Raw genomic sequence first — 24,250 nt, 5'->3', positions numbered from 1 at the left:
ACTATGAAAAAATTATTGTTATTTATTGCCGTTGTTATTATTGCAACAAAGATGTCTGCCCAGCAAAATACCGTTTTTAATGCCAATATAAAGTATACCATGCCTGCCGGTTGGTACGTAAAAGATTCTTCTTTAAAAAAGATCATGCTGCGTAAAACCGGGGATGAGTTCAGCCGCATAGAAATTACATTGAACCAGTACCCTGATAAAGACCTGGCCAAATTTATGGCGCTGGATAAACAAAAATTTTCGCCCGACCCGCATGTACGCACCATATTGCCCGATGCAAAATTGGGCGACCACGTTTACAAAAAAGTAAAATACTTTACCAACAACAAAGTATTAAAAATAGATACCGAATTAAACTATGCCACCTTAACCCAGCTTAAAAACCCGCTACCGGGTGTTACCAACGGGCTTGTACAGGTGATAGTAGTTTGCAGTAAAGCCCAGGAAACAGAAATGATCAAAACAGCGGATGCGCTGGCAACATCTTTGGTTTATTAATTACTGTAAGGTATTTTCGATATTTGAATTGCATGCCGCGGTTACAAACCGTTAATATTAATAGACACCAGTCGCTCCCGCCCAAGGCGGAAAAGACTGGCGCCAGTAGTTTTATTGATAGGTTGTGCCAGTAGGGTATTGCAGTATTTATTTACTCAGCAACCGCCTTTGCGGGGGATACTTTTATAAAGCACTTTACCCTCCTGCTCCACATAATCGCCCTGTACTATCGGATAGGCATACTTTGGGGCGTACGATACAAAATGGCTTTTGATGATTATTCTTGTCGTTTACTTTCAGGCTATGCAATTGATCTAATTCAGCAGCCTTTCCCGCCCCAAAATTCAGGATATAATCTTCCCCATTGATGCTGATCATCATTCCGAAACCCAGTTGTGAGCCTGGCGGAAGCGAAAGAGACGTTACAACTGCCTCCATATTGCTGGAATCACGTACCTGCTTACTTATTTTATCAATACCAGCCAGCACTTTTGTACCTGTGGGGGACACTTCCCATTCTTTAAATTTTATACCGGCAGGGGTAGCCTCCCATTTTTTCAATTCGGCTTCTTTTTCAGCTGCAGTAAGTGGCTTGGGCATTGATTTTTTAGCCGTTTCATTTTGGGTTGCACGATTGGCAAATAACAGCCCGCTTACCACCACCAGTAGTAAGATGAGCGCATAGATGACTTTTTTCATATTTTTTACAGGTTTAATTAACATCGATCTGTTGAAGGCATTTTTTTATTTTAGCACCCTTTTACAGTTGCTGCAACAAAATTAGTTTGATATTTTTCCTGCCCCGGCAGCGGGATTGTAAATATTTGATGTAAACTTTGTAAATAATATTTTGACACATGCTTTTAAGAGAAAATTTACTGCAAGGCAAGCGTAAATACCTGTCGGGGTTCATACTACTCCTGTCCATCTCTTTGATATGCGTGGCTTTTACTATGTCGGGCAGCGAGGATTTTGATATTGCCAGGAGAGAAGTTTTACTCCGCAAGATCGGGCATGAATTACTTTTACAATCCGGCGACAGCACATCCAGGGTACTGCCGGTAAAAAAAATGGCCGAAAATGAATACCGGGTAAGTTTTGAAAATGCCTTTACTTTTCAACCCGAAGTGCTGGTGAACACTACCCAGCGTGTGCTGGCCAACGACCCGCTGGCAGCTAATTATGTTGTTAATGTACTCAACTGTGCCGATGGCAGTGTAGCTTATGGATATGCTATTGCACAAAATAAGAAAGATGATATTATAACCTGCAAAGGAAGAAAGCAACCGGTAGCATGTTACATGCTTAATATTAAATTTAAACCAGCAGCTATCACTACCGCAAAAAATGGATATTTATTGGGCGCCTTGTTATTGCTGGCAGTTGTTGGGTTTATTTTTTTGAAGCCTGTTAAGCAGCAGAAGATTCTAACTGATCTGCCTGGTGAACATGATGCACCTTCACCTGATGTACCTGCAAGCCCCGATACGGATGTATTTACTTTAGGGACCATGGTGTTTGACGCAGAGGCCCGTAAGCTGATGATAAATGGAACAGCTATTGAGCTTACCAAAACTGAAACCCGTGTGCTGCGCATTTTTGCCTTATCGCCCAACGAGGCCATAGAGCGCAGCCGGCTGCAAAAAGAGATATGGGAAGATGATGGTGTAATAGTAGGCCGCAGCCTGGATATGTTCATATCAAAACTGAGAAAAAAACTGGAAGCTGACCCAAATGTAAAAATTGCTGTTATACGCGGCAAGGGGTATAAGCTGAAGGTTGCGTGAGGAAACCAAACCACTCCAAAGGAGTCCTATGGACGAGGCACTAAGACGCTAAGAAACACCAAGTAATGCTCCGCCGCCTAAAAATCAATAAATGCCCAGATGGCAGTAAAAACTGCCGCCAGTAGCAGTAAAGCGTCTACCTTTTGCGATTGCTTTTCATTTCTTTTTCTATTGCTCGTCTTAATTCTTTTGCTGGTTCCTCATTCCATCTTTTATCCATTTCTCTTTTTAATTCATTTTCCGCATTCTCATTCCATCTTTTTTCAATTGTTGCCTGGAAAAGTATTTTGGTGCTATCCCACTTAATTTCATCTGCCCAATACATTTTATCAGCTTTCTTGTATGCCAGTACAACAGTTTCTTCATCCGTTATTTTTCTTGTTGTATAACTAACGCCATTTGTGGAGTCTTTAAAGAGCGATAAAATCTCGGCTAATCCGGGAGAATAAACGGTATCAGCAGCATATGCTACATAAGTCATTTTAAACTTTTTATTGAGCATATTGATCCTTAAAAAATTTTCAATATTATTAGACGGTATCTCAATAATATCACATGGGTTTAGCCCTAAGAATTTAGGTATTGTATCCCAATCATCATGAAATCCACATTGCCTAAAATAATCTATTTGATAGTAATAAATATGATTGTTTGTATCAACAATAAAATTGTAATTGTAATAAAAATCCCTGGGTTTATTCTTACTGTCGGCCTTGGGGAGGATAAAAAAACTGGGTGGCTTTATCGTGTTGTTCCGGCAACTTAAAAGAACTGCCAGGGCGAACAGGGGTGCGATTACAGGTTTCATTAAATGTTATTTTACAATGATTGTACTTTATGTAGATATAGGTAAAAAAGGGTTTATACAGATTGCCCGAAGGGCTCTTTCGGGTAAAAATAAAGTTGAATTTAAGTATAAAAACTGGTAGTTGCTTATGTGGCGAAATAAAGTTTGTGTCTGGGATGCAATTGCAGTTTACGATATCTACGCTGTTGGCCATGCTTCGACAATGCTTAGTACCCAGGTGGCGACATTGTGAATTGAATATTACTGTGCATGCTCCCTTGGCCGAAGCCCATTTACCGGTGAACAAAGATTGCTATGCATATGGTTTGCTGTTGAACCGGCCTCACAATGCCCTTGCATTGGGTTAGCCAGGCATGCTGTGGCAGGTACAGTCCGGCAAGTATCCCGTGAGTGTCCCGTGAATGTCCTGTGAGTGTCCCGTCAATGTCCCGTAAGTGTCTTATAAATATCCTGTGGGTTCCCTGTAGAAGCGAAGTATGGGAAGGAGGCTTTTGATGCGCCGAAAAGGGTACTGTGAAGATAGGAAAAAAGTTGAAAGTTGATGGTTGAAAGTTGTCTATAGTGGATGGAAAAGAATAGTGCTTTTAGTGCAAGGTGTTTTTGATATTTGAATTGCATGCCGCGGTTGCAAACCGTTAATATTAATAGACACCAGTCGTCTTGCTAAAGCAAGAAGACTGGCGCCAATTTAATTCATTAACGTTTTAATCAAGAGGAATTTCAAATAAGTGATGTATAGAATGCACCTCAACTAAGCCAGAATTTTCTTCAAAAGTGTAATTTCCCAAAGGTGTTTTTACTTCGATCTCATGTGGATGGTAGCCCTTAATAATTCCACAAATTGCAGGTAAATTCTTTCCTGCTGGAATAAAACAACAAGGGCCGCCAGAAAATCCCGGATTATTCATTGCATCAAGATAGAATGAATATACATCTGGGGGCGGATTTTGACCTCCGATTAAAATACTAGAAAATATTCCTTTCTTCACAAATGGTATAGGATAGTCATTGTTAATTTCAACATCCATAAACTTTCCATATGGAAATCCAAGAAAAAAAGTATCTTGTCCTAATTGAACACCCTTGTCAGTCATTTCAACAAAATGCCTTGGAGATAAATCATTAGGAAGAGCTAGGATACATATATCAACTGCTTTTTTAGGATGTTTAAAAATTTTCGAATGAATGGTTTCCCATTCATTATTTCTCATGATTAAAATATCAAGTTCTTGGCAATGCTCAGTAAAAGTGAAACTATGACTTGTAGTTGCTAGATATTGAACGTTATTTATTTCAAAGGTAAATGCAGTCCCTAAAGTCGAATATTGATCACTTACTTGATATTTAATATAAAAGGTTCTTTGTAAAACACTCCGAGTAACCATATATTTAAAATTTAGCTTAAATCCGATTATTGTATGTGGTTATAATTCTTTAAATAATCTTTTCTTATCTGCTAGACTTACTCCATCATAATCAACTTTATCAATAACCACAATTTCGTTTTCAAAACTCTGAAGCTCTTTTGCAATTATTTTAAAAAAACCATACGTTTCTAATTCTTGTTTAGGTAAATCTAAACGTGCGGAGGCAATAAAGTTTATCTCCTGACAATATTTGACCAGTCTAGATGCAAGATTAATACAAGGGCCAATACAATCTTGCTCACCTGTATTTTCAATAAGTTTAAAGATTGTGCCTTGGGAAATGCCGAACTTAATATTAGTTGGTAAATCACCGACTGGGATATCTTCATAAAGCCTCTTGTTTATTCTATCAAAATTCAATTGAAGATTCCAAAGCCTAATGATAAGATCTATTTTGAAATCTGATTTTAATAAGAGCCTATCGTCGTTGTCTTCCCAAACATATAACATACCGTCTCCTAAAAATTTGCGCATTATTGGTTTAATTTCCAAGGCATCTATTTCTTGGGGGGTCTCAGTTGTCCAAAAGTCATTTCCACCCCAAATAGTTATTTCTACACAATTAATAATTTGATTAATATAGTTTGTCATGTAATAATGTATGTCTGGTTTATTGAAGAATTTCGTAAACCCAGAAATATCAAATATTAATGCTAATCCAACTGAAGCCCTTTCGGCATTTTTAAATCCTAAAAATTTTTCTTTCTCGTTCATATTAGGATAACCTTTAACAATTGCTTACATCATATATAGCTGTGCTAAAATACGGTACTTTTTAAATAATTCAAATTGTATATAAGCTATCTGTAATTCTATTAAAGAAAGATATGCTTGCGGCTTAAATAATATAAATACAACTTAACATACATTCAAAAAAAAGCCGTTTCCAATAAATGAAAAACGGCTTTTTATATTATATTATTTATACTTATTTTCTTATTTCACTTCCTCAAAAGGCACATCTTCCACTTTACTTTCTCCACTACCCTGTTGCTGTCCGCCATCGGGCTGCTGTTGAGCTGCGGCGGGATCGGCGCCCTGGGTATCTTTGTACATGTGCTCGCTGGCGGCTGTCCAGGCGGCGTTCATTTCGGCGCTGGCTGCATCTATCTGGGCAAGGTCGGCTGTTTTGTGTGCTTCTTTTAATTTATTCAAAGCAGCTTCAATAGCGCCTTTTTTATCAGCAGGTATCTTGTCGCCATATTCCTTCAGTTGTTTTTCTGTCTGGAATATTAAGCTGTCGGCCTGGTTGATCTTTTCCACTCTTTCTTTTTCGGCCTTATCGGTGGCTTCGTTGGCTTTGGCTTCGGCCTTCATTTTTTCCACTTCTTCTTTGCTTAAGCCGCTGCCGCCCTGTATGGTAATGCGTTGTTCTTTACCGGTGCCTTTATCCTTGGCCGTTACGTGCAGTATACCGTTGGCATCTATATCAAATATCACTTCGATCTGCGGTACACCACGGGGTGCAGGTGGAATATCAGCCAGGTTAAATCTACCTAAGCTCTTATTCTGGTTGGCCATTGGCCTTTCACCCTGCAGTACGTGTATTTCCACACCCGGCTGGTTATCGCTGGCGGTACTGAACACTTCTGATTTTTTAGTGGGGATGGTGGTGTTGCTGTCTATCAGCCTTGTCATTACACCGCCCATGGTTTCAATACCAAGGCTCAATGGTGTTACGTCCAGCAGCAGTACATCTTTTACTTCGCCGGTCATTACACCGCCCTGTATGGCTGCGCCTACGGCCACCACTTCATCAGGGTTCACGCTTTTGTTGGGTTTTTTACCAAAGAATTTTTCTACTATTTCCTGCACTTTGGGGATACGTGTTGATCCACCTACCAGTATCACTTCGTCAATTTCGCTGGTGCTCATGCCGGCATCTTTCAATGCGGCTTCGCAAGGTTTTAAGCAACGTTCAAATAATTTGTCGGCCAGTGCTTCAAATTTGGCACGGCTTAATTTCTTTACCAAGTGTTTGGGCACGCCATCCACTGCGGTTATATAAGGCAGGTTCACTTCTGTTTCGCTGCTGCTGCTCAATTCCACTTTAGCTTTTTCTGCGGCTTCTTTCAGGCGCTGTAAGGCCATCGGGTCTTTGCGCAGGTCGATGCCTTCATCGTTTTTAAATTCATCGGCCAGCCAGTCCATGATCACTTTATCAAAATCATCACCGCCTAAGTGTGTATCACCATTGGTGCTTTTTACTTCAAATACGCCATCGCCCAGCTCCAGTACGCTGATATCGAATGTACCGCCACCCAGGTCAAATACCGCTATTTTATGATCTTTTCCGCCTTTATCCAGGCCATAAGCCAGAGCTGCTGCGGTGGGTTCGTTCACGATACGTTTTACGGTAAGGCCGGCTATTTCGCCTGCTTCTTTAGTTGCTTGCCTTTGAGAGTCGTTGAAATAGGCGGGAACGGTTATCACCGCTTCGGTCACTTCCTGGCCCAGGTAATCTTCGGCAGTTTTTTTCATTTTCTGCAATACCATGGCGCTTATTTCCTGTGGGGTATATAACCTGCCATCTATGTCTATTCTTACTGTATTATTGTCGCCTTTTACCACTTTGTAGCTCCAGTGGCTGATCTCTTCTGTCACTTCATCAAAACGGCGGCCCATAAAGCGCTTTACCGAGCTGATGGTATTTTGTGAATTGGTGATGGCCTGGCGCTTGGCAGGATCACCCACCTTGCGTTCGCCATTTTTAAGGAAAGCCACTACCGACGGGGTTGTGCGGCGTCCTTCTTCGTTGGCTATTACCACCGGTTCGTTACCTTCCATTACAGATACGCAACTGTTGGTGGTTCCTAAGTCAATGCCTATTATTTTTCCCATGTTTAAAAATTTATTGAGTTTAACAGGCAATGGTCAATGATTGTGCCACAGGGGAAAATGTGCAAAATTGGCAGAAAACCGGGGGAATGCCCGCAGATTTCGCCGAATACGCAGAAAGAGGATGGAAACGGGATATAGGAAAGGATAAAATGGCATTTTTGGGAAAAGGGCTGCGCCTTTTGGGGTTGGCCACGGATTGCACAGATTTTCACGGATTTTTTGGAGTGCCCGCAGATTACGCCGAATACGCAGAGAACGGGTGGCACGCAGAGGTGCAGAGGACGCAGAGAAAAGAACAACCAAACCCGCAACCAATTGCCCGCAGATTACGCGGATTGCGCAGAGGAAATAAACAACAATAATAACCCGTAACCCGTAACTCTCTTCTCACGTCTCACGGTTCACGCCCTCTTCTTGCTCATCGTATATTTTTCCTGGAGGATCTCGCTCATGCTTTTACGGTACACTTTGCTTTCCACCCAGCTGATGATATCGAGGTAGGCGAAGGCCCGGGTCTCAAAGCGGTTCTTTTCAAGGCCTTTGATCTTTTCTAAAAAGCTTTCCAGCTCCTGTTGTAATTTATTCCTGGATACGTGGAAAGATTTACGCAGAAATTTGAACATCTCCTCCTCTACTACGGTCAGGTTTTCTTTTTTGCTCATGAAGCGGTATACCGATTTGGTGAGGTATTCCATCAGTTCGTAATTGCCCATTTCGTAGTGCGAGAGTAAATGCAATAAGCGGCTGTAGCTCTGCAGGTCGTTGCGCACTTCCACATTTTCGTTGATGATCTTTTGCAGGTAGTCGATACAGGTTTCATAATCGCCATTGCCAAAGTACATGCTGGCTATTTTGTAATTGAACACCATAATGCGGTGCTCGTCGATAAAGAGTTCGTATTCGGTTAATTTTTCCAGCAGCTGCGGCACCAGTTTTACACCCGCGGCAAATGTGCCCAGCATATTGTGTTGGTTGATCTTGGCGCTGTAAATGTATACAAAGGCCTGCGTGCGGAAGTTATCGTGTAGGCGTACCCGGTCGGTCTGTGCAAATTTTTCAAACTTCTTCAGCGTAGCGTCAAATTTTTCGTAATTGCGCAGGTCGAAGTGGGCATTGAGCAATGTGTGCAGCCCTTTAATGTAGTGGCCCGTTTCCACCCGTATCATCAGGTGTTCCTGGTCGAATATATCCACCCATTTTTGTGCGTAACGGTAGTACATCAAAAAATCCTGGCGGATGAAGGCGTACCAGGTATAACTTTGGTACAGGTATAATCTTTCGTAAAAACCGGTTTGCTCCCAGGCATCTTTGGGCAGGTGCAATTTTAAATATTCTTTTACACCTTCCTCATCTTTTTCATTACGTGCATGGCCGTTCTTAATGAACCAGCTGTACAGCAGCATGGCCAGGTTGGATAGCCTTGCGAGTGTATCGATGCGGTGGTTCACTTCGTTGATCTCGGCAGAGAGTTGCTCTGCACGGGTTTGCATGGTACGGGTGATGTGCAGGGTCTCTATCCTTTTTTCCAGCGCAATGGCCTGCAGCAAAAAGTTTACTTTATGGTTGGCCTTGGCAGTTTCTTTGGCTTTGTCCAGTATTTTAAGGCTTTGGGAGAACAATCCTTTTTTATAGAGTATATGGGCATAGTCGAACTGCTCGTTCAATTGCAGGTCGATACTGTCGGTGCTTTTTAACAGGCGCAGGCTGGCCAGCAACTGTTTGTACAAATGCACTTTTACATTGGAGAGCTGTGGTTTTTTGATCGATTTCAGCTTTTTCAGCAAAAGGGTCTCATCGTATTCTTCCAGTTTATCCAGGGCATCAAATAACTCCACGATCTTAAGATCTTCGTTGCCCGAACTGCGTTTGATGTACAGCTTAAAGTGCCGTTTTTCCGCCTTTTCGAGGGAGCGGACCAGTTGAAATAATGTATCTGTAAAGCGGTTGGGCATCATGACTAATTTATAATAAAACTCAATACCGGCAAGTGTTTCATATAGCAAAAATATGTTTTACCATAATAAAACCAATATTAAGTTGATTTTATCAAAATCAAAACTCATCCTACTTTTGTTAAAGAGGATGAGTAATTGAGTAGCAGACAATCGTTAAAGGGACAATCAATCGTTACACCTGCAGTTTAAATGCAGCAAGAGTGAAAAAACTTTAGCAAACAGATCTAACAAATAATTTAAGAATTTTCATATAGCAAGCAATCGTTAAAGCCGCTCTATTTCTATAGGGGGGCTATTTTTTTGTTCCGCAATTTATAGCTTTTTAGTTACAAAAGTATCGTCTACTTAACATTTTTTTCACAATTACAGGGGGCCGCACACGAAGAGTTATTACACTAATTAGAACGAATTACACTAATTACAAAAATTTTAAACAATTCGTGTAATTCGTATCAATTCGTGTAATCAATATCTTCCTTTTTTGTTCTGAATGTAAAATACTTTTGGCTGAGGTAGCTCACGGTAATTACTATCACTGTAATAAGGCACTGGCTGAAGAATGCTTCCCAGTGAAATACTTTTACAAACAGTTTCAGCAACACATAGTTCAGCAGCAGCATAGAGGCAAACGATAACACGTACCTGAAAAGCTGTATACGCCCTTTAAGGTTGGAATCTACAAACACCACGTACTTCATCAATAAAAATCCGGTAATGATATTCACCAGCGAACCAATGGCCAGCGATGCCACATAAGGCTCCAGGCTGACAAAGCCCAGGTGCAATACTTCTTTTTGAAATACCCAGGTGTAAAAAACAAAATTCACCGCCAGGCCCAACAGGGTGTTGGCTCCCCCGCAGGCTGCATAACGGAATGTTTGCTCCGGCATCAGCTTACGGAACGGCGGGTAAAAAAAATCGATGAATGATATGATCTTGTCTTTCGGCAATTATTAAAAAGTTACGAGTTTCGGGTTAAAAAAGTTACGAGTTAGAAATTGCGGGTTAGTTGATCGTTAGCGAAGTGGTTTTATAACCGCAAGCGGTCAATTAACCCGCAACCCGTAACCTGTATTTTAACTATAAAGCTCCTCCCTGCTCGCCTTTACTCTCTCATCTTCCAAATATTCGTCGTAGGTCATCAGTTTGTCGATGATGCCTTTGGGCGTTAATTCAATGATACGGTTGGCAACGGTTTGCATAAACTGGTGATCGTGCGTGGTAATGAGCACAATACCGGTATAAGCGATCATGCTGTCGTTGAAGGCCGTGATGCTTTCCAGGTCCAGGTGGTTGGTGGGTTCATCCAGCATCAGCACATTCGGGTTCTGCAGCATCATTTTACTTACCATACAACGTACTTTTTCTCCTCCACTCAATACGTTCGTCTTCTTCATGATCTCATCGCCGGTAAACAACATCTTACCTAAAAAGCCACGTAAAAAATCTTCATCCACATCTTTTGTAGTGGGTGGTACATATTGGCGCAGCCAGTCCATTAAATTATAAGTGCTGCCCTGGAAGTATTCACTGTTATCATTCGGTAAATAAGCCGTGGTTACCGTGGTACCCCATTCGTATTTGCCGGTGTCGGCTTTTAATTTGCCATTCAGTATCTCGAAGAATGAAGTAAGCGCCAGCGGGTCTTTACTTACAAATGCTATCTTATCACCTTTTTGTACATCAAAGCGCACTTTGCTGAAAAGGGTCCTGCCGTCGAGTGATTTGGAAAGATCTTCCACTTTTAAAATTTCGTTGCCCACTTCCCGCTCCTGCTTAAAAATAATGCCGGGGTATTTACGGCTGCTGGGGGTAATATCTTCAAACACCAGTTTATCCAATGCCTTTTTACGGCTGGTTGCCTGTTTACTTTTAGAGGCATTGGCGCTAAAGCGTGCGATAAAGTCCAACAGGTCTTTCTTCTTCTCTTCCATCTTCTTGTTCTTGTCTGTTGCCTGCCTTGCTGCCAACTGGCTGCTTTCGTACCAGAAGGTATAGTTACCGGTATAGATCTTGATCTTGTTCTTATCCACATCCGCCACGTGCGTACATACCGCATCCAAAAAGTGACGGTCGTGACTTACCACCAATACAATGTTCTGGTAGTCGGCCAAAAAATTCTCCAGCCAGCCAATAGTTTCCACGTCCAGGTTATTGGTAGGCTCATCCAGCAATAAAATATCAGGGTTACCAAATATGGCCTGCGCCAGCAATACCCTTACTTTTATATTCGCTGCCACATCCTTCATCAGCAAGGGATGCAGGGCATCTTCCACGCCCAGTTCGCTCAGCATGGTGGCTGCATCGCTTTCGGCAGTATAGCCGCCCATTTCGCCAAACTGTTCTTCCAGTTCACCGGCTTTTATACCATCTGCTTCGGTAAAATCTTCTTTGGCATAAATGGCATCGCGTTCGTGCATCACCTTCCACATTTTGCTATGGCCCATCAGCACGGTATTTAAAACAGTCTGTTCGTCAAATGCAAACTGGTTCTGGTTCAGTACTGCCATACGTTCGCCGGGAGTAATATCCACCCTGCCCTTGTTGGGCTCTATCTCACCACTGAGTATTTTTAAAAAAGTGGATTTACCGGCGCCATTGGCACCAATGATACCGTAACAGTTACCCTTGGTAAAATTGATATTTACCTCATCAAACAAAACCCTTTTGCCGTAAGCCAGCGTTATATTATTTGCACTTAACATAGTTGTAAAAAAGTGTGCAAAGATAGGCCTCAATTTTGGATTTTAGATTGACGATTGCGGATTTTAGATTGCAGATGGGCGATTTTAGATTTAGATCGGGGAATTTTAGGTTTTATTTTGGGTTTTAATGCTGTTTATATGAGATTTTATATAGATTTTTATGAAAATGATACGCATGAAAACCCTGGTTTGTTCCCTTGCCTTACTGCTGTGTTTACCTGCATTTTCGCAGCACACACAAAGTTTTACCGTGCATTTTGATTTTGATAAGCACGCACTTACACCCGCTGCCAGGGCCAGCCTGGATAGTTTTATCAGCATCCTCCAATCAAATACCAGCGATCTTTCTATTGAACTGAACGGCCATTGCGATGCCATTGGCAGCAATGCGTACAATGATGCGCTGAGCAATAAAAGAGTGGCTGCTGTAAAAAATTATTTACTTAAAAATAATATTGCTGCGGGCAGTTTTACTGCTGCCGAGGGCTTTGGTAAAAGAAAACCGCTGAACAGCAATGCCGATAGCGATGAGCGCAGCCTTAACCGCCGCGTGGAAATTGCCTGGAGTGTAACCACCGCAGCTGTGGTTCCTGTTACACCTGTTGTACCAGTTGCTCCTGTTGTTCAAAAAACTTTGCAGCAGCAACTGGAAGATACTGCTATTAAAGTGGGCAGTAGTATTGTATTGAAAAATTTACTGTTTGTGGGCGGCCGGCACCAGTTACTACCCGAAAGCTACCCGGTACTGGAAGAATTATTGCGTACGCTGCAGAAAAACAAAAACCTGAAGATCGCGATACAAGGCCATATCTGCTGCCTGCCCGGCAATGTGGATGGTTTTGATGAAGAAACGGGCACCAATACTTTATCAACTGAAAGAGCCAAAGCGGTGTGGGCATACCTGGTAAAAAATAATATTGCCGAAGACCGGCTTTCGTACGTGGGACTGGGACATACGCAACCTGTTTATGCTTATCCCGAACAATCGGAGGGGGAAAAAACGGGTAACCGGAGGGTGGAGATTAAGATTGTGGGGAAGTGAGGCGGGAGAAGAGAGTTACGGGTTACGGGTTATTATTGTTATTTATTTTCTCTGCGCAATCCGCGGGCAATTGGTTACGGGTTACGGGTTATTGTTGTTTATTTTTCTGCGTAATCAGCGTAATCTGCGGGCATTAAAAAATCTGTGTTAATCTGTGTACTGAGCGAAGCTGAAGTATCGGTGGCCAAACCAAAAAGCGAAGCTTTTTTCTCTCTGCGTATTCAGCGTAATCTGCGGGCATTAAAAAAAATCTGTGTTAATCTGTGTACTGAGCGAAGCTGAAGTATCGGTGGCCAAACCAAAAAGCGAAGCTCTTTTCTCTCAGCGAGATTTGCGAAATCTGCGGGGTTATTTCTTGTTTGCTATCTTTGCGGCATGTCAGTAGTAGAAAAATTACAAAAAAGCGCCGTAGCAAGTTTAAACAGTTTATTTGGCCAGGCTTTTACAGCAAAGGATTTCCAGGTTAACCAGACCAAGCCCGAATTTGAAGGAGATTATACCATTGTTTTGTTTTCGTTGGTAAAATCGCTGAAGTTATCGCCCGATGCCATTGGCACACAACTGGGCGATCACCTGGTACAAAATAATCCTGCACTTTTTACAAAATACAATATCATCAAGGGTTTTTTAAATCTTACCGTTGCCGATGCTTACTGGATGGAAGTGCTGCACAATAATTACAGCAATATCCATTTTGGTACACAGACTTCTAATGGTAAAAAAGTAATGGTGGAATACTCCTCCCCCAACACCAACAAACCATTACACCTGGGTCATTTAAGAAATAATTTTTTAGGCTGGAGCGTGGCGGAAATTTTTAAAGCCAATGGTTACGAGGTGGTGAAGAGTTGTATCGTGAACGACCGTGGTATTCATATCTGCAAGAGTATGATCGCCTGGCAATTGTTTGCCAATGGCGCCACACCACAAAGTACGCATACCAAGGGCGATCATTTTGTGGGCGATTATTATGTAAAGTTCAATGACGAATATAAGCGGCAGGTGGAAGAGCTGAAAGCCGGCGGCATGAAACAGGAAGAAGCGGAAAAAGAAGCGCCGATCATGAAAGCCACGCAACAAATGTTGCTGGATTGGGAAGCCGGCAAGCCGGATGTAATGGAACTGTGGGCAAAGATGAATGGCTGGGTATATGATGGTTTTGATATTACGTACAAAAGGATCGGCAGTGATTTTGATAAAACTTATTATGAAAGCAAAACTTATTTACTGGGTAAAAAAACAGTGGAGGAAGGTTTGCAGAAAAATGTTTTTTATAAAGAGCCTGATAACAGTGTGTGGATCGATCTTGAAAAAGATGGGCTGGATAAAAAAATTGTGCAGCGTAAGGATGGCACTTCGGTTTACATTACACAGGATATTGGTTTGGCACAGGATAAATACAATGAATATAAAATTGACCAGAGTATTTATGTGATCGGTGACGAACAGAATTATCACATGAAGGTGCTGAAGCTGATCGCTGAAAAACTGCAATTGCCCAATGCAGAAAATATCTATCATTTAAGTTATGGTATGGTGGAATTGCCTACCGGTAAAATGAAGAGCCGCGAAGGCACGGTAGTAGATGCGGATGATATTGTGGATGAAATGGAAAAAGTAGCGCAGGAAAAAACAGAAGAGCTGGGCAAGGTGAAAGATTTTACAGCAACTGAATTAAGAGAATTGTACCACACTATTGGTCTCGGCGCTTTAAAATTCTTTTTGCTGCGGGTGGACCCTAAAAAGAAAATGATCTTTAACCCGGAAGAGAGTATCGATTTTCATGGTTTTACGGGGCCATTCATACAGTTCAATCATGCGAGGATAAAATCTATTTTGAGGAAAGCAGGCAACGTGAGTGGTGAGTTGTCAGTGGTGAGTGGGGAAGCGTCTTTCTTGCCGTTGGAGAAGGAGTTGGTGGTGGCGCTGGAGCAGTATCCAACGATTGTGCAGCAGGCGGGTGATGAGATGAATCCTTCGGCTATTGCCATTTATGTATACAATATTGCAAAGACCTTCAGTTCTTTCTATACCGAGCATTCTATTGCCAATGCAGAAACGGAAGCCAAAAAACAATTGCGTTTACAGCTGGCCGCTATGACGGCCAATATCATTAAAAGCGGTATGCACCTGCTGGGCATTACAGTTCCGGAAAGAATGTAAAAAAATATACCAAGTGCAACGGTTGCTGAAAAGCGGTTGTCAACATTAAAAAAACATAGTCATGAAGTACTCATTTTTAATTGTTGCTGCCGTATCCGCAGTATTGTTTGTTAGTTGTAAAAAAGAAAAAGCTGCTGATGCAGTTGATCCCGCCGTTTGTTATTTCAGCTGTACCACTACTGATATTGACAGCGCTCTATCCCAGCCCAAGGGCAGTTACATTTACCAGATAGATGCCTATAACTACCAGGGCGCATTGGTGCATTTGTATTATTACGGTTGCTGCGACCGGTATAACAAAGTAAAAGATGCCAATTGCAATTTTCTCTTCGCTCCTTCGGGCGGTGTTGGTGGTGGCGGCGATGGTACGCATCCCAACTTTTTTAAAGAGGCTGTTTTTGTTACAACGGTTTGGAAAGATCCGAGGTAAAGTGTTATTGATCGGAGTTTAAAAAATCCACCCTGTTGCTTAATTCAGTTTCGCGACCGGTTACAATCATAATTCTGTCAACATTAATGCCCATTTGTTCCACTAAATATTTTCTTACAGCTGTTACCCTTAATTCTGCCAATAACCGAGATTTTGCAGCATCTGTGTAATAAGCTTTAACGTGGATGCTGCCCTCAGGATTAGCTTTTAATTTATCGGCTACTACAGCAATAATGGCTTTGTTATCGGTAGAAAGCCGGAGTTCTTTCCCTTTAAATTGTAATGAAGGCAGCTCTCCAAGATACCCGAATGGCAACATTATTCCTGCTGTTGTCTGGCAATCCTGTGGCATGGGTTTGTAAAGAATAACATTGTATTCAGTTGACAGCATTACGGGATGGTATGTACGCACAACTGTTATCAACCCTTCGTAACTAAAGTACAGGTGGTGGTTTTCGCCGGTTACCGCATCCATTTCAAAACTGAATTTTCCTTCAGCATCTGTTATGGCTGCGTGTATACTGTCGAACATCACCACTGCTTTTTCCAGTGGTTTGCCATCCCTGTCTTTTACAGTGCCGCTGATCACAGCTTTACCGCCCTGCAAAATTTTTCGTACAGGCGTTGCATTTTGTTCAACAGCTACAGTTGATTTTTTAGCTGCCATTGATATGGAAGAACGGAAACTGAGTAATGTAAAAAATGCAGCAGCTATTTTAGAGAACCTGTAAGGCAGTGCGAATTTTTTCTTTACCGGGTATTGTATATCCCTGTTCAATTGCGAATTATGAAAACGCCCGCAATGTGTGGCAGGATGTTTTTTGAAGAACTGCAGTAATTCTTCATCACTCATTTGCGAAAAATCGTAAATGATAGTATTGCATTTACTGCATTGCCTTCCTTCTCCCGAGGGCGCCATGGCATCCCAGTTCTGCGAACAGGGATCAGGAATATTGATGTGTAATACAGGGCTTTTTTTCATTGCTACGGGCTTTGCAACTAAAGTTAAGCATTGAAAATAACAATTGGATATTATTTCAATGTCAATTTGAGCCCTTCTTTAAAACTAAGGGATTGGTAACCGAGATCACGTTTTGCTTTGCTGATATTTAAACCGGTCCTGGGCGGACGCCTGGCTGGTTGTACAAAATCTTTTGCGCTTATTTTTTTTATCAGTGATGTATCTAATTGTAAAAATGCACCGGTGGCAATGGCCATTTCGTAAGGCGTATATATTTCTTCGCCGCAGATATTATAAATGCCCTGCCGCTCCTGCTCTATTATTGCTGCAACCCCTTTTGCAAGATCGCCTGCATAGGTAGGCGTGCGCACCTGGTCGTTGAACACTTCATACGGTTCGCCTTTTTCCAGTTTATCCCTTACAATGGTGAGAATGTTGTTGCGTTTGTTATAAGGCTTGCCGTATACCAATACGGTTCTTACAATACTCCAGTTGTATGGATACTGCATTACCAGTTGTTCGGCTTTTATTTTTGTTTCGCCGTAATAATTCACTGCATTTACAGCATCTGTTTCTGTATACATACCTTTTTCGCCGTCAAATACAAAATCGGTACTCATGAACAGGAAGCTGCAATGATATTGGGCAGCAGTCTGCAGCATTATTGCTGTGCCTTCTATATTCACTTTATCTGCCAGCGCCCTGTTCTGCTCGCACTCATCGGGTTTGCTGATGGCGCCTGCATGCAATACAGCATCGGGTTGGTATCTTCCGAATATTTCCTGCACTGCTGCAGCATCGGTAAAATCCATGTCTTCGTAAATAAAAGCAATATTGTTGAAGGGCAGCCTGCAGGGGCCTTTGCCGGTAGCTATTACATGGTGCTGGTTATTGATAAGTTGTTCGGCAAAATAATAGCCTAAAAAACCATTGATGCCGGTGATCAATATCTTCATGGTGTGCAGTTAGATTGACTGCTGCTAAGATAAGCATTCAGTAGTATTTATTTTACCACTTTGGGTGTATTGCTTACCATCCAGGTGGCAAATGTTTCGGATATCTTCCAGTGATTACCGGCATATTTGCGAGGGCGCACAATTACATAATCTAAAAAATCTTTTACATCGGCAGCGGTTATTTGCTGCATGGCCGCAAATAATTTTTTACCATCAAAGCTGCCGCCTTTTATATCCTGGTCCTGCCCGTTATTTTGTTTTTGCATTTCGCTGCCGGTATAGTGTATATCATCCACCAGCGAATCTATTAGGCTGTTCTCCTTTTTTTCATCCATTGTAACCGCGGTTGTAAAATTGTAAAAGCTGCCTTCTGTTACACGATCCAGGTAAATGCCGTTCTTTATTAAATTGTAAATTCTTCCCTGGAATGCTGCAGGATAATATACCATCGTGTACAACAGGTCGTTGGCCTGCAGGGGCGCTGCATTTTTATCACGGCGCATGCCAAAATAATAATAATTGCCTTTTATCAACTGGCACCTGCCCGATGCCAACACCGCCGTATCATTATTATCATTGTTATAATTGCGGCGCATCAGGCCCGCTTGTTTCAATTCCATTGTTACAGCACTGTTCAGCGGTAATTCCACCTGCACTATGGAGACACTATCGCTTGCTGCAACTATATAATCAGTAATGGTAAATGTAAAAATGGTTTTCTTATCAGTTGTTTGTGCAACCAGTTGTTGCATTGTTACAAAACAAAGCAGCAACGCTGCATAATTCTTTTTCATTCAAAATAATTTTAATAAAACTACAATTATAGAAATTTCACTACAATACCATGCAATGGGTATATTTATCCTACTGTTTTAGTAGGAATAGTATCATTTTTTATTCACAAAAAACGTTTGCGCTCTAATGTGTCCTTTGCACACAACCAAAAATCAAGTGTTTAACTTATCTTTGGCTCATGGAAAAGAAAGTAACTAAAATTGGTGTTCTTACTTCCGGCGGTGATAGCCCGGGTATGAATGCGGCCGTACGTGCCGTTGTTCGTGCCGGTATTTACCACGGCCTGGAAGTGTACGGCATTATGAGAGGCTACAGCGGCATGGTGGAAAATGATATTTTCAGGATGGAAAGCAAGAGTGTTGCCAATATCATTCAGCGTGGCGGCACTATTTTAAAAACCTCCCGCAGTAAGGAATTCTTTACCCCGGAAGGCAGACAGATCGCTTATAACAATTTAAAGAAACTGGGCATTAACGGGCTGGTGATCATTGGCGGCGACGGCAGCTTCCGTGGTGCACAAACTTTCAGCAACGAATTTGATATTCCCTGCATTGGTTTGCCGGGTACTATTGATAAGGATATTGCGGGCACTGATTCCACTATTGGTTTTGATACTGCGGTAAATACTGCAGTGGAAGCCATTGATAAGATACGTGATACGGCAGATGCTCACGACCGCCTGTTCATTATTGAAGTGATGGGCCGCGATGCCGGTTATATTGCACTGCACAGCGGCATTGCAACAGGTGCAGAAAATATACTGATCCCCGAAAGAAAGACCATCATCAACGATATCATTAAAGCGCTGGAAGAAAAAGAACGTCGCCATAAACTGGTGAACCTGATCGTGGTGGCAGAAGGCGATGAATTTGGCGGCGCTGATGAAGTGGCGAAAGTGATCAAGACCCGCCTGCCTCACCAGGAAGTAAGGGTATGTATACTGGGCCATATTCAAAGAGGTGGCAGCCCCAGTTGCGCCGACCGCTTAATTGCCAGCCGTATGGGCTATCATGCAGTGGAAAGTTTGCTGGAAGGACGCCACAACGTTTTTGTAGGCATTGTAAATAATAAAATGAATTATACACCACTGAACGAAGCGGTAAAGAAAAAACAAAGGATCAGTGAAGAGTGGATGAAGATCGTTAAGATTTTGTCGAGTTAAAGGCAAGTTACGGGTTACGGGTTGCGGGTTACGGGTTACGGGTTTTTGATCGTTAGCGAAAAAATAAACCCTAATACTCGCAAACGATCAAAAACCCGCAACAAGAACAACCCGTAACTTTTTAACCCGCAACTTTTCTCAACCATAACTAAAATCATAAATCATTCAATTAACTATGAGTAAAAATATAAGCCAGTATTTCCACAAACAAATGAATAACCAGGCGGGCATTGAGCACTCGCAGAAGAGAACCAAAATTGTTGCCACTGTAGGTCCTGCTTCGGACACATACGATAAACTGCTGGCGCTGGTAAAAGCCGGTGTAAATGTTTTCCGGTTGAATTTTTCGCACGGCGCTTACGAAAGTAAAAAACAGATCATTGAATATATCCGCGAGATCAATAAAAAAGAACCTTATAATATTGCCATCCTCGGCGATCTGCAAGGACCCAAACTTCGTGTAGGCGAGCTGGAAGGCGGCAGTCTTGAATTAAAAGAAGGCGACGAGATCATACTGACCACTGAAAAAATGGTGGGCACCAAAGAAAAAATATATGTGAGTTACCAGAACCTTGCCAAGGATGTAAAACCCGGCGAGCGCATATTCTTTGATGATGGCAAGATGGAAGTGCAACTGGTGAAAGTACTGAACGAAAAAGAAGTATTGATAAGGGTAAGCCTGGGCGGTACCTTATTACCTAAAAAAGGCGTGAACCTACCCGATAGTGAACTGACCATGCCTTCACTTACACCGAAAGATATTGAGGACCTGGAATTCATCATTGATAACAATCTTGACTGGGTGGCGCTTTCTTTTGTAAGAAAAGCGGTAGATATCACGGACCTTAAAAAAAGGATCAAGGCCAGGGACAGCAAAATAAAAGTGATCGCAAAAATTGAAATGCCCGAAGCATTGCGCAATATCAGGGACATTATTGTAGAAAGCGATGGTATTATGATAGCACGTGGTGACCTGGGTGTGGAAGTGCCCGTGGAACAGGTGCCGATACTGCAGAAAGAGATCATCCGCAAATGTATGCACCGTGCCAAGCCTGTAATTGTGGCTACACAAATGATGGAGAGCATGATGGAACGCACCAAACCCAACCGCAGCGAGGTGACCGACGTAGCCAACGCCGTACTGGAAGGCGCAGACGCAGTTATGCTGAGTGGCGAAACGGCCATGGGCCAATATCCCACGCTGGTGGTGGAAATGATGAGCAAGATCATTTCGGAAGTAGAGAGCACAGCGTATGATTATGACCGGGATGATATTTTAACACCACAGCCCCACTCCCCTTCTTTTTTAAGTGATGCATTAATTTACAGCGCCTGTAAACTGGCACAGGATACCAGCGCCAATGCGTTGATCGGTATGACGCAAAGTGGCTACACCGGTTTTATGCTCAGCAGCTATCGTCCTAAATCGCAACTGTATATTTTCAGTAAAGAAAGAACGCTGATCAACCAGTTAAGTTTAAGCTGGGGTGTAAGGGCTATTTTTTATGCAGAAGAAGAAAGCCTGGATGATATCATCTTTGACCAGATAGAGATATTGAAACAAAGGGGATTTTTAAAGATGGGAGATATTGTGGTGAATACCGGCAGTACGCCTGTTGACCTGCACTTACCCACCAATATCATCAAGATCACTAAAGTGGAATAATTATTACCAAACGATAAAAAAGCGTGTAAGCAATATCTTACACGCTTTTTTTATTTATATACAGCAATTTTATTTCCAGCAGCAGATGATGATTGCAGCAATGATATTGCCTACCAGCGCATAACCGCCGTTGATCAGGAAAAGGCTGAATGGTTTCTTCTCGTATAGATAATTAACCCCTACCGGTGTGGCGCATAAACAACCCCCGGTAACAAGGCCCAGTTTAAGGCCGCTCATCCAGCCATCACCCCGGATGCCGATGCGTTCGGCAATGATGGCAATGGCAACACATTGTACAAACATCAGTACAAACGATCCGCCAAACATCATTCCCATGCCTTTTTTGGCATCGGGATTATTGACATCAAGTTTCAGATCAGCGATCCAGCGGTTGGCAAATAATACCTTGGAATACCACAATGCACCCAGCATAAAATAAGCAAGGGCTGCAACCAGTATGGCCAGCCAGTTCAAATAATCAAAAGGATTGGTCATGATAAATTGTTTTGGTTTAGGAATTATTCCAAAATAGCAATAATTTTTTCAAAATGCAAGTATAAAAAGAGCGGGCAAGTTTTTAAAACCTGCCCGCTCTTTTTACATTCCTTTTGATTGCATGAACTGCAGTAAATTCTTTTTGGCGGTATTCTTTATTTTGTTCTGAAAAAACTTATTCCATCCCAGCAACCAGCCGCTGAAACCCAGTGCCTGCGCACTCCAGCGGTGCAGGCTGAAGGCATCGCTGTGTTCAATGATCTTGCCGTCGGCAAATTTCATATTGGCCCTTATTTTATTGATCACTTTCCGGCCCGTTTTACTAAAGGTATAGGTGGCCACCCAATCGCAGGTGCTGTATTCCTCATCCAGGTGGGTGATATTACCATAGGTCAATGAAAAGTCTTTGGCATTCTTACACAACATCTCCCACATACATTTTACCTCGTTGCCTTTTAATAAGCCAAAAGCAGGATCGAAGAACACGATATCATCGCTGTAACAACTGTTCATTGTCATATAATCTTTTTTTTGAAATGCATCATAAAATAAGACAATCGTTTGTTCATTATTTGCCATCAGAAACAGTTTAGATTCGTTAAATTTAGCATTCAAATTGTTACAAAATGAAAAAATGTTGTTTGAGCGCAATGGTTTTGTTGGTATGCCTGCTGCAGCTCTCTGCCCAAAATACCGATTCGATATGGGTAAGAGATAATTATTATAAGATAGAAAGGCAGATCAGTATGCGGGATGGCATTAAATTATTCACTGCTTTTTATATTCCAAAAGACAGTTCGGAAAAACATCCCATATTGCTCAACCGCACTCCTTACAGTTGTTCGCCTTATGGGGAAGACAAATTCAATGCACGTTTATACGAAAGCTACTGGATCAATTATTTAAAAGAGGGTTATATCATCGCCATACAGGATGTGCGGGGCAAGTGGATGAGCGAAGGTGATTATGTGGATGTACGCCCTTTTAACCCGAATAAAAAAGGTAAAGATTTTGACGAAGCCAGCGATACTTATGATGCCATTGACTGGATGATCAACAATATTCCCAGTAATAATAAAAGAGTGGGTGTGTTTGGTATTTCCTATCCCGGTTTTTATAGTACGATGGCTGCATTAAGCGATCATCCTGCATTAAAAGCGGTGAGCCCGCAGGCGCCGGTTACCGATTGGTTCATGGGTGATGATTTTCATCATAATGGTGCATTGATGATCATGGATGGTTTTAATTTTTACAGCGGCTTTGGTAAGCCAAGGCCAAAACCTACCACGGTGGGCAGCCCTGGTTTTACCATACCATCGCAGGATAATTATGATTTCTTTTTAAAAATGGGTGCGGTAAAGAATTTCACTAAAATAATGGGCGATAGTATCGCTTTCTGGAAGGACCTGATGAACCATCCTGATTATGATGAATGGTGGAAGGCCCGCAACCCCAGGAACTTTGTCAGTCATGTAAAACCTGCTATGCTGATAGTGGGTGGCTTATTTGATGCAGAAGATTGCTATGGCGCCTGGAATTTATACAAGGCCATTGAAGATAAAAGTAAGAATACGGATAATCGTTTGGTGATGGGCCCCTGGTTTCATGGTGGCTGGGGTGGCAGAAGCAATGGCGATTATATGGGCAATGTGCGCTTTGGCAGCCGCACCAGTGAATATTATCAAAGAAATATCGAGATACCTTTCTTTAATTTTTATTTAAAATTAAAAGGCACTGTCAGGGATATTGCGGAAGCCAATATTTTCTTTACCGGGGCAAATGAATGGAAAAGGCTGGAGCAATGGCCACCAAAAAATGTGGTGTATAAAAATTTGTATGCAATCAGGAATGGGAAACTGGATTTTGATAATTCTGCAAACAAAAGTACTCTCGGTGATGACAGATCCGATCTACATGCTCCTGAACATTTCACAGAATACATCAGCGATCCTGCACACCCCGTTCCCTATACAGAAGATGTGCATTTAGGCAGAACAAGGGAATACATGACCGATGATCAACGTTTTGCCAGTCGCAGAACGGATGTATTGACTTTCAGTTCACCTGTACTTACAGATGACATCACCTTAGCCGGTCCGCTGGTGGCAGATCTTATGGTAAGCCTTTCCACCACCGATGCGGATTTTGTGGTAAAACTCATTGACGTATTCCCGGATGATTTTAAATACGATGAAAAAGAATTTGGAAAAGGTAACGGCAAAGATTACCCGATGGGTGGTTACCAGATGCTGGTACGTGGTGAGATCATGAGAGGTAAATTCCGCAACAGTTTTGAAAAACCGGAACCTTTTGTGCCCGGCAAGATCACCGAAGTAAAATATACTTTACCCGATATAGCGCATACGTTTAAAAAAGGTCACAAGATCATGATACAGGTACAAAGCAGCTGGTTCCCTATTGCCGACAGGAACCCGCAGGTATTTACCGATATCTATCATTGCAATGACAGTGATTTTCAAAAATCAACCATCCGTGTTTACCACGATATCAATAACCAGACTAAATTCATATTGCCAGTAATACAATAAA

21 protein-coding genes are annotated in these 24,250 nt (G+C 42.0%); 8 read left to right on the top strand and 13 right to left on the bottom strand.

Features of this window, described 5'->3' with window-relative positions; genetic code table 11:
* The first annotated feature begins 3 nt into the window (after positions 1-3).
* On the top strand, positions 4-507 hold the full coding sequence (locus QM738_RS00385; RefSeq protein ID WP_462274688.1) for a hypothetical protein: 504 nt from the start codon (positions 4-6) through the stop codon (positions 505-507).
* A 195-nt stretch (positions 508-702) separates the two neighbouring features.
* Here QM738_RS00385 and QM738_RS00380 read toward each other — a convergent pair whose 3' ends face one another.
* Positions 703-1,206: a hypothetical protein gene (locus QM738_RS00380; protein ID WP_462274687.1), complete on the bottom strand. Its 504-nt coding sequence runs from the start codon at positions 1,204-1,206 to the stop codon at positions 703-705.
* 158 nt (positions 1,207-1,364) lie between these two features.
* Between QM738_RS00380 and QM738_RS00375 the strand changes: the two genes are divergently transcribed.
* On the top strand, positions 1,365-2,294 hold the full coding sequence (locus tag QM738_RS00375; protein ID WP_462274686.1) for a winged helix-turn-helix domain-containing protein: 930 nt from the start codon (positions 1,365-1,367) through the stop codon (positions 2,292-2,294).
* 136 nt (positions 2,295-2,430) lie between these two features.
* Here the strand turns inward: QM738_RS00375 and QM738_RS00370 are convergent, their stop codons facing one another.
* From QM738_RS00370 to QM738_RS00340, 7 genes are all read right to left on the bottom strand, one after another.
* Complete coding sequence (locus QM738_RS00370; RefSeq protein WP_462274685.1) at positions 2,431-3,102, bottom strand: hypothetical protein; 672 nt, start codon at positions 3,100-3,102, stop codon at positions 2,431-2,433.
* Positions 3,103-3,806: 704 nt separating this feature from the next.
* On the bottom strand, positions 3,807-4,487 hold the full coding sequence (locus tag QM738_RS00365) for a serine protease family protein (RefSeq protein ID WP_462274684.1): 681 nt from the start codon (positions 4,485-4,487) through the stop codon (positions 3,807-3,809).
* Between the two features lie 39 nt (positions 4,488-4,526).
* Complete coding sequence (locus QM738_RS00360; protein ID WP_462274683.1) at positions 4,527-5,243, bottom strand: hypothetical protein; 717 nt, start codon at positions 5,241-5,243, stop codon at positions 4,527-4,529.
* Positions 5,244-5,465: 222 nt separating this feature from the next.
* Positions 5,466-7,370 (bottom strand): molecular chaperone DnaK, encoded by a 1,905-nt coding sequence (gene dnaK, locus QM738_RS00355; protein ID WP_462274682.1) that lies wholly within the window; start codon positions 7,368-7,370, stop codon positions 5,466-5,468.
* 401 nt (positions 7,371-7,771) lie between these two features.
* A complete protein-coding gene (locus QM738_RS00350) occupies positions 7,772-9,373 on the bottom strand; it encodes a hypothetical protein (protein ID WP_462274681.1) in 1,602 nt (533 codons plus the stop codon).
* Between the two features lie 404 nt (positions 9,374-9,777).
* Positions 9,778-10,275 (bottom strand): GtrA family protein, encoded by a 498-nt coding sequence (locus tag QM738_RS00345; RefSeq protein ID WP_462274680.1) that lies wholly within the window; start codon positions 10,273-10,275, stop codon positions 9,778-9,780.
* A gap of 126 nt (positions 10,276-10,401) precedes the next feature.
* Complete coding sequence (locus QM738_RS00340) at positions 10,402-12,030, bottom strand: ABC-F family ATP-binding cassette domain-containing protein (RefSeq protein WP_462274679.1); 1,629 nt, start codon at positions 12,028-12,030, stop codon at positions 10,402-10,404.
* A gap of 175 nt (positions 12,031-12,205) precedes the next feature.
* Here QM738_RS00340 and QM738_RS00335 point away from each other — a divergent pair, with 175 nt between their 5' ends.
* The 3 genes from QM738_RS00335 to QM738_RS00325 all read left to right on the top strand — a co-directional run bounded on the left by QM738_RS00335 (position 12,206) and on the right by QM738_RS00325 (position 15,665).
* On the top strand, positions 12,206-13,072 hold the full coding sequence (locus QM738_RS00335) for an OmpA family protein (protein WP_462274678.1): 867 nt from the start codon (positions 12,206-12,208) through the stop codon (positions 13,070-13,072).
* Between the two features lie 375 nt (positions 13,073-13,447).
* The gene (gene argS / locus QM738_RS00330; RefSeq protein WP_462274677.1) at positions 13,448-15,235 is read left to right on the top strand and encodes an arginine--tRNA ligase; all 1,788 of its coding nucleotides are present in this window, start codon (positions 13,448-13,450) and stop codon (positions 15,233-15,235) included.
* Positions 15,236-15,296: 61 nt separating this feature from the next.
* Positions 15,297-15,665 carry a DUF6970 domain-containing protein gene (locus QM738_RS00325; RefSeq protein ID WP_462274676.1) on the top strand — a complete coding sequence of 123 codons (369 nt, stop codon included), beginning with the start codon at positions 15,297-15,299 and terminating at the stop codon, positions 15,663-15,665.
* Between the two features lie 4 nt (positions 15,666-15,669).
* On the opposite strand, the gene QM738_RS00320 is transcribed toward QM738_RS00325, so the two are convergent.
* The 3 genes from QM738_RS00320 to QM738_RS00310 are packed head-to-tail and all read right to left on the bottom strand — an operon-like array spanning position 15,670 to position 18,376.
* A complete protein-coding gene (locus tag QM738_RS00320; RefSeq protein ID WP_462274675.1) occupies positions 15,670-16,647 on the bottom strand; it encodes a carboxypeptidase regulatory-like domain-containing protein in 978 nt (325 codons plus the stop codon).
* A gap of 50 nt (positions 16,648-16,697) precedes the next feature.
* Complete coding sequence (locus QM738_RS00315) at positions 16,698-17,582, bottom strand: SDR family oxidoreductase (protein WP_462274674.1); 885 nt, start codon at positions 17,580-17,582, stop codon at positions 16,698-16,700.
* Between the two features lie 47 nt (positions 17,583-17,629).
* Complete coding sequence (locus QM738_RS00310) at positions 17,630-18,376, bottom strand: hypothetical protein (RefSeq protein WP_462274673.1); 747 nt, start codon at positions 18,374-18,376, stop codon at positions 17,630-17,632.
* A 179-nt stretch (positions 18,377-18,555) separates the two neighbouring features.
* On the opposite strand from QM738_RS00310, the gene pfkA reads away from it, so the two are divergent.
* Both pfkA and pyk read left to right on the top strand, forming a co-directional pair.
* Positions 18,556-19,539, top strand: a complete 984-nt coding sequence (pfkA, locus tag QM738_RS00305; RefSeq protein WP_462274672.1) for a 6-phosphofructokinase — start codon at positions 18,556-18,558, stop codon at positions 19,537-19,539.
* A gap of 175 nt (positions 19,540-19,714) precedes the next feature.
* Positions 19,715-21,205, top strand: coding sequence for a pyruvate kinase (gene pyk / locus QM738_RS00300; protein ID WP_462274671.1), 1,491 nt, complete (start codon positions 19,715-19,717; stop codon positions 21,203-21,205).
* 69 nt (positions 21,206-21,274) lie between these two features.
* Here the strand turns inward: pyk and QM738_RS00295 are convergent, their stop codons facing one another.
* Positions 21,275-21,700, bottom strand: a complete 426-nt coding sequence (locus tag QM738_RS00295) for a DUF1761 domain-containing protein (RefSeq protein WP_462274670.1) — start codon at positions 21,698-21,700, stop codon at positions 21,275-21,277.
* Positions 21,701-21,802: 102 nt separating this feature from the next.
* Positions 21,803-22,279, bottom strand: a complete 477-nt coding sequence (locus QM738_RS00290; RefSeq protein WP_462274669.1) for a nuclear transport factor 2 family protein — start codon at positions 22,277-22,279, stop codon at positions 21,803-21,805.
* Positions 22,280-22,326: 47 nt separating this feature from the next.
* Between QM738_RS00290 and QM738_RS00285 the strand changes: the two genes are divergently transcribed.
* A complete protein-coding gene (locus QM738_RS00285; RefSeq protein ID WP_462274668.1) occupies positions 22,327-24,249 on the top strand; it encodes a CocE/NonD family hydrolase in 1,923 nt (640 codons plus the stop codon).
* The last annotated feature ends 1 nt before the right edge of the window (position 24,250 follow it).

Origin of the sequence: Ferruginibacter sp. (assembly GCF_049840995.1) — a bacterium.
Lineage (GTDB): Bacteria > Bacteroidota > Bacteroidia > Chitinophagales > Chitinophagaceae > Ferruginibacter.
The sequence above is the reverse complement of the archived record's forward strand: the minus strand, read 5'-3'. Positions and strand labels throughout refer to the sequence as shown.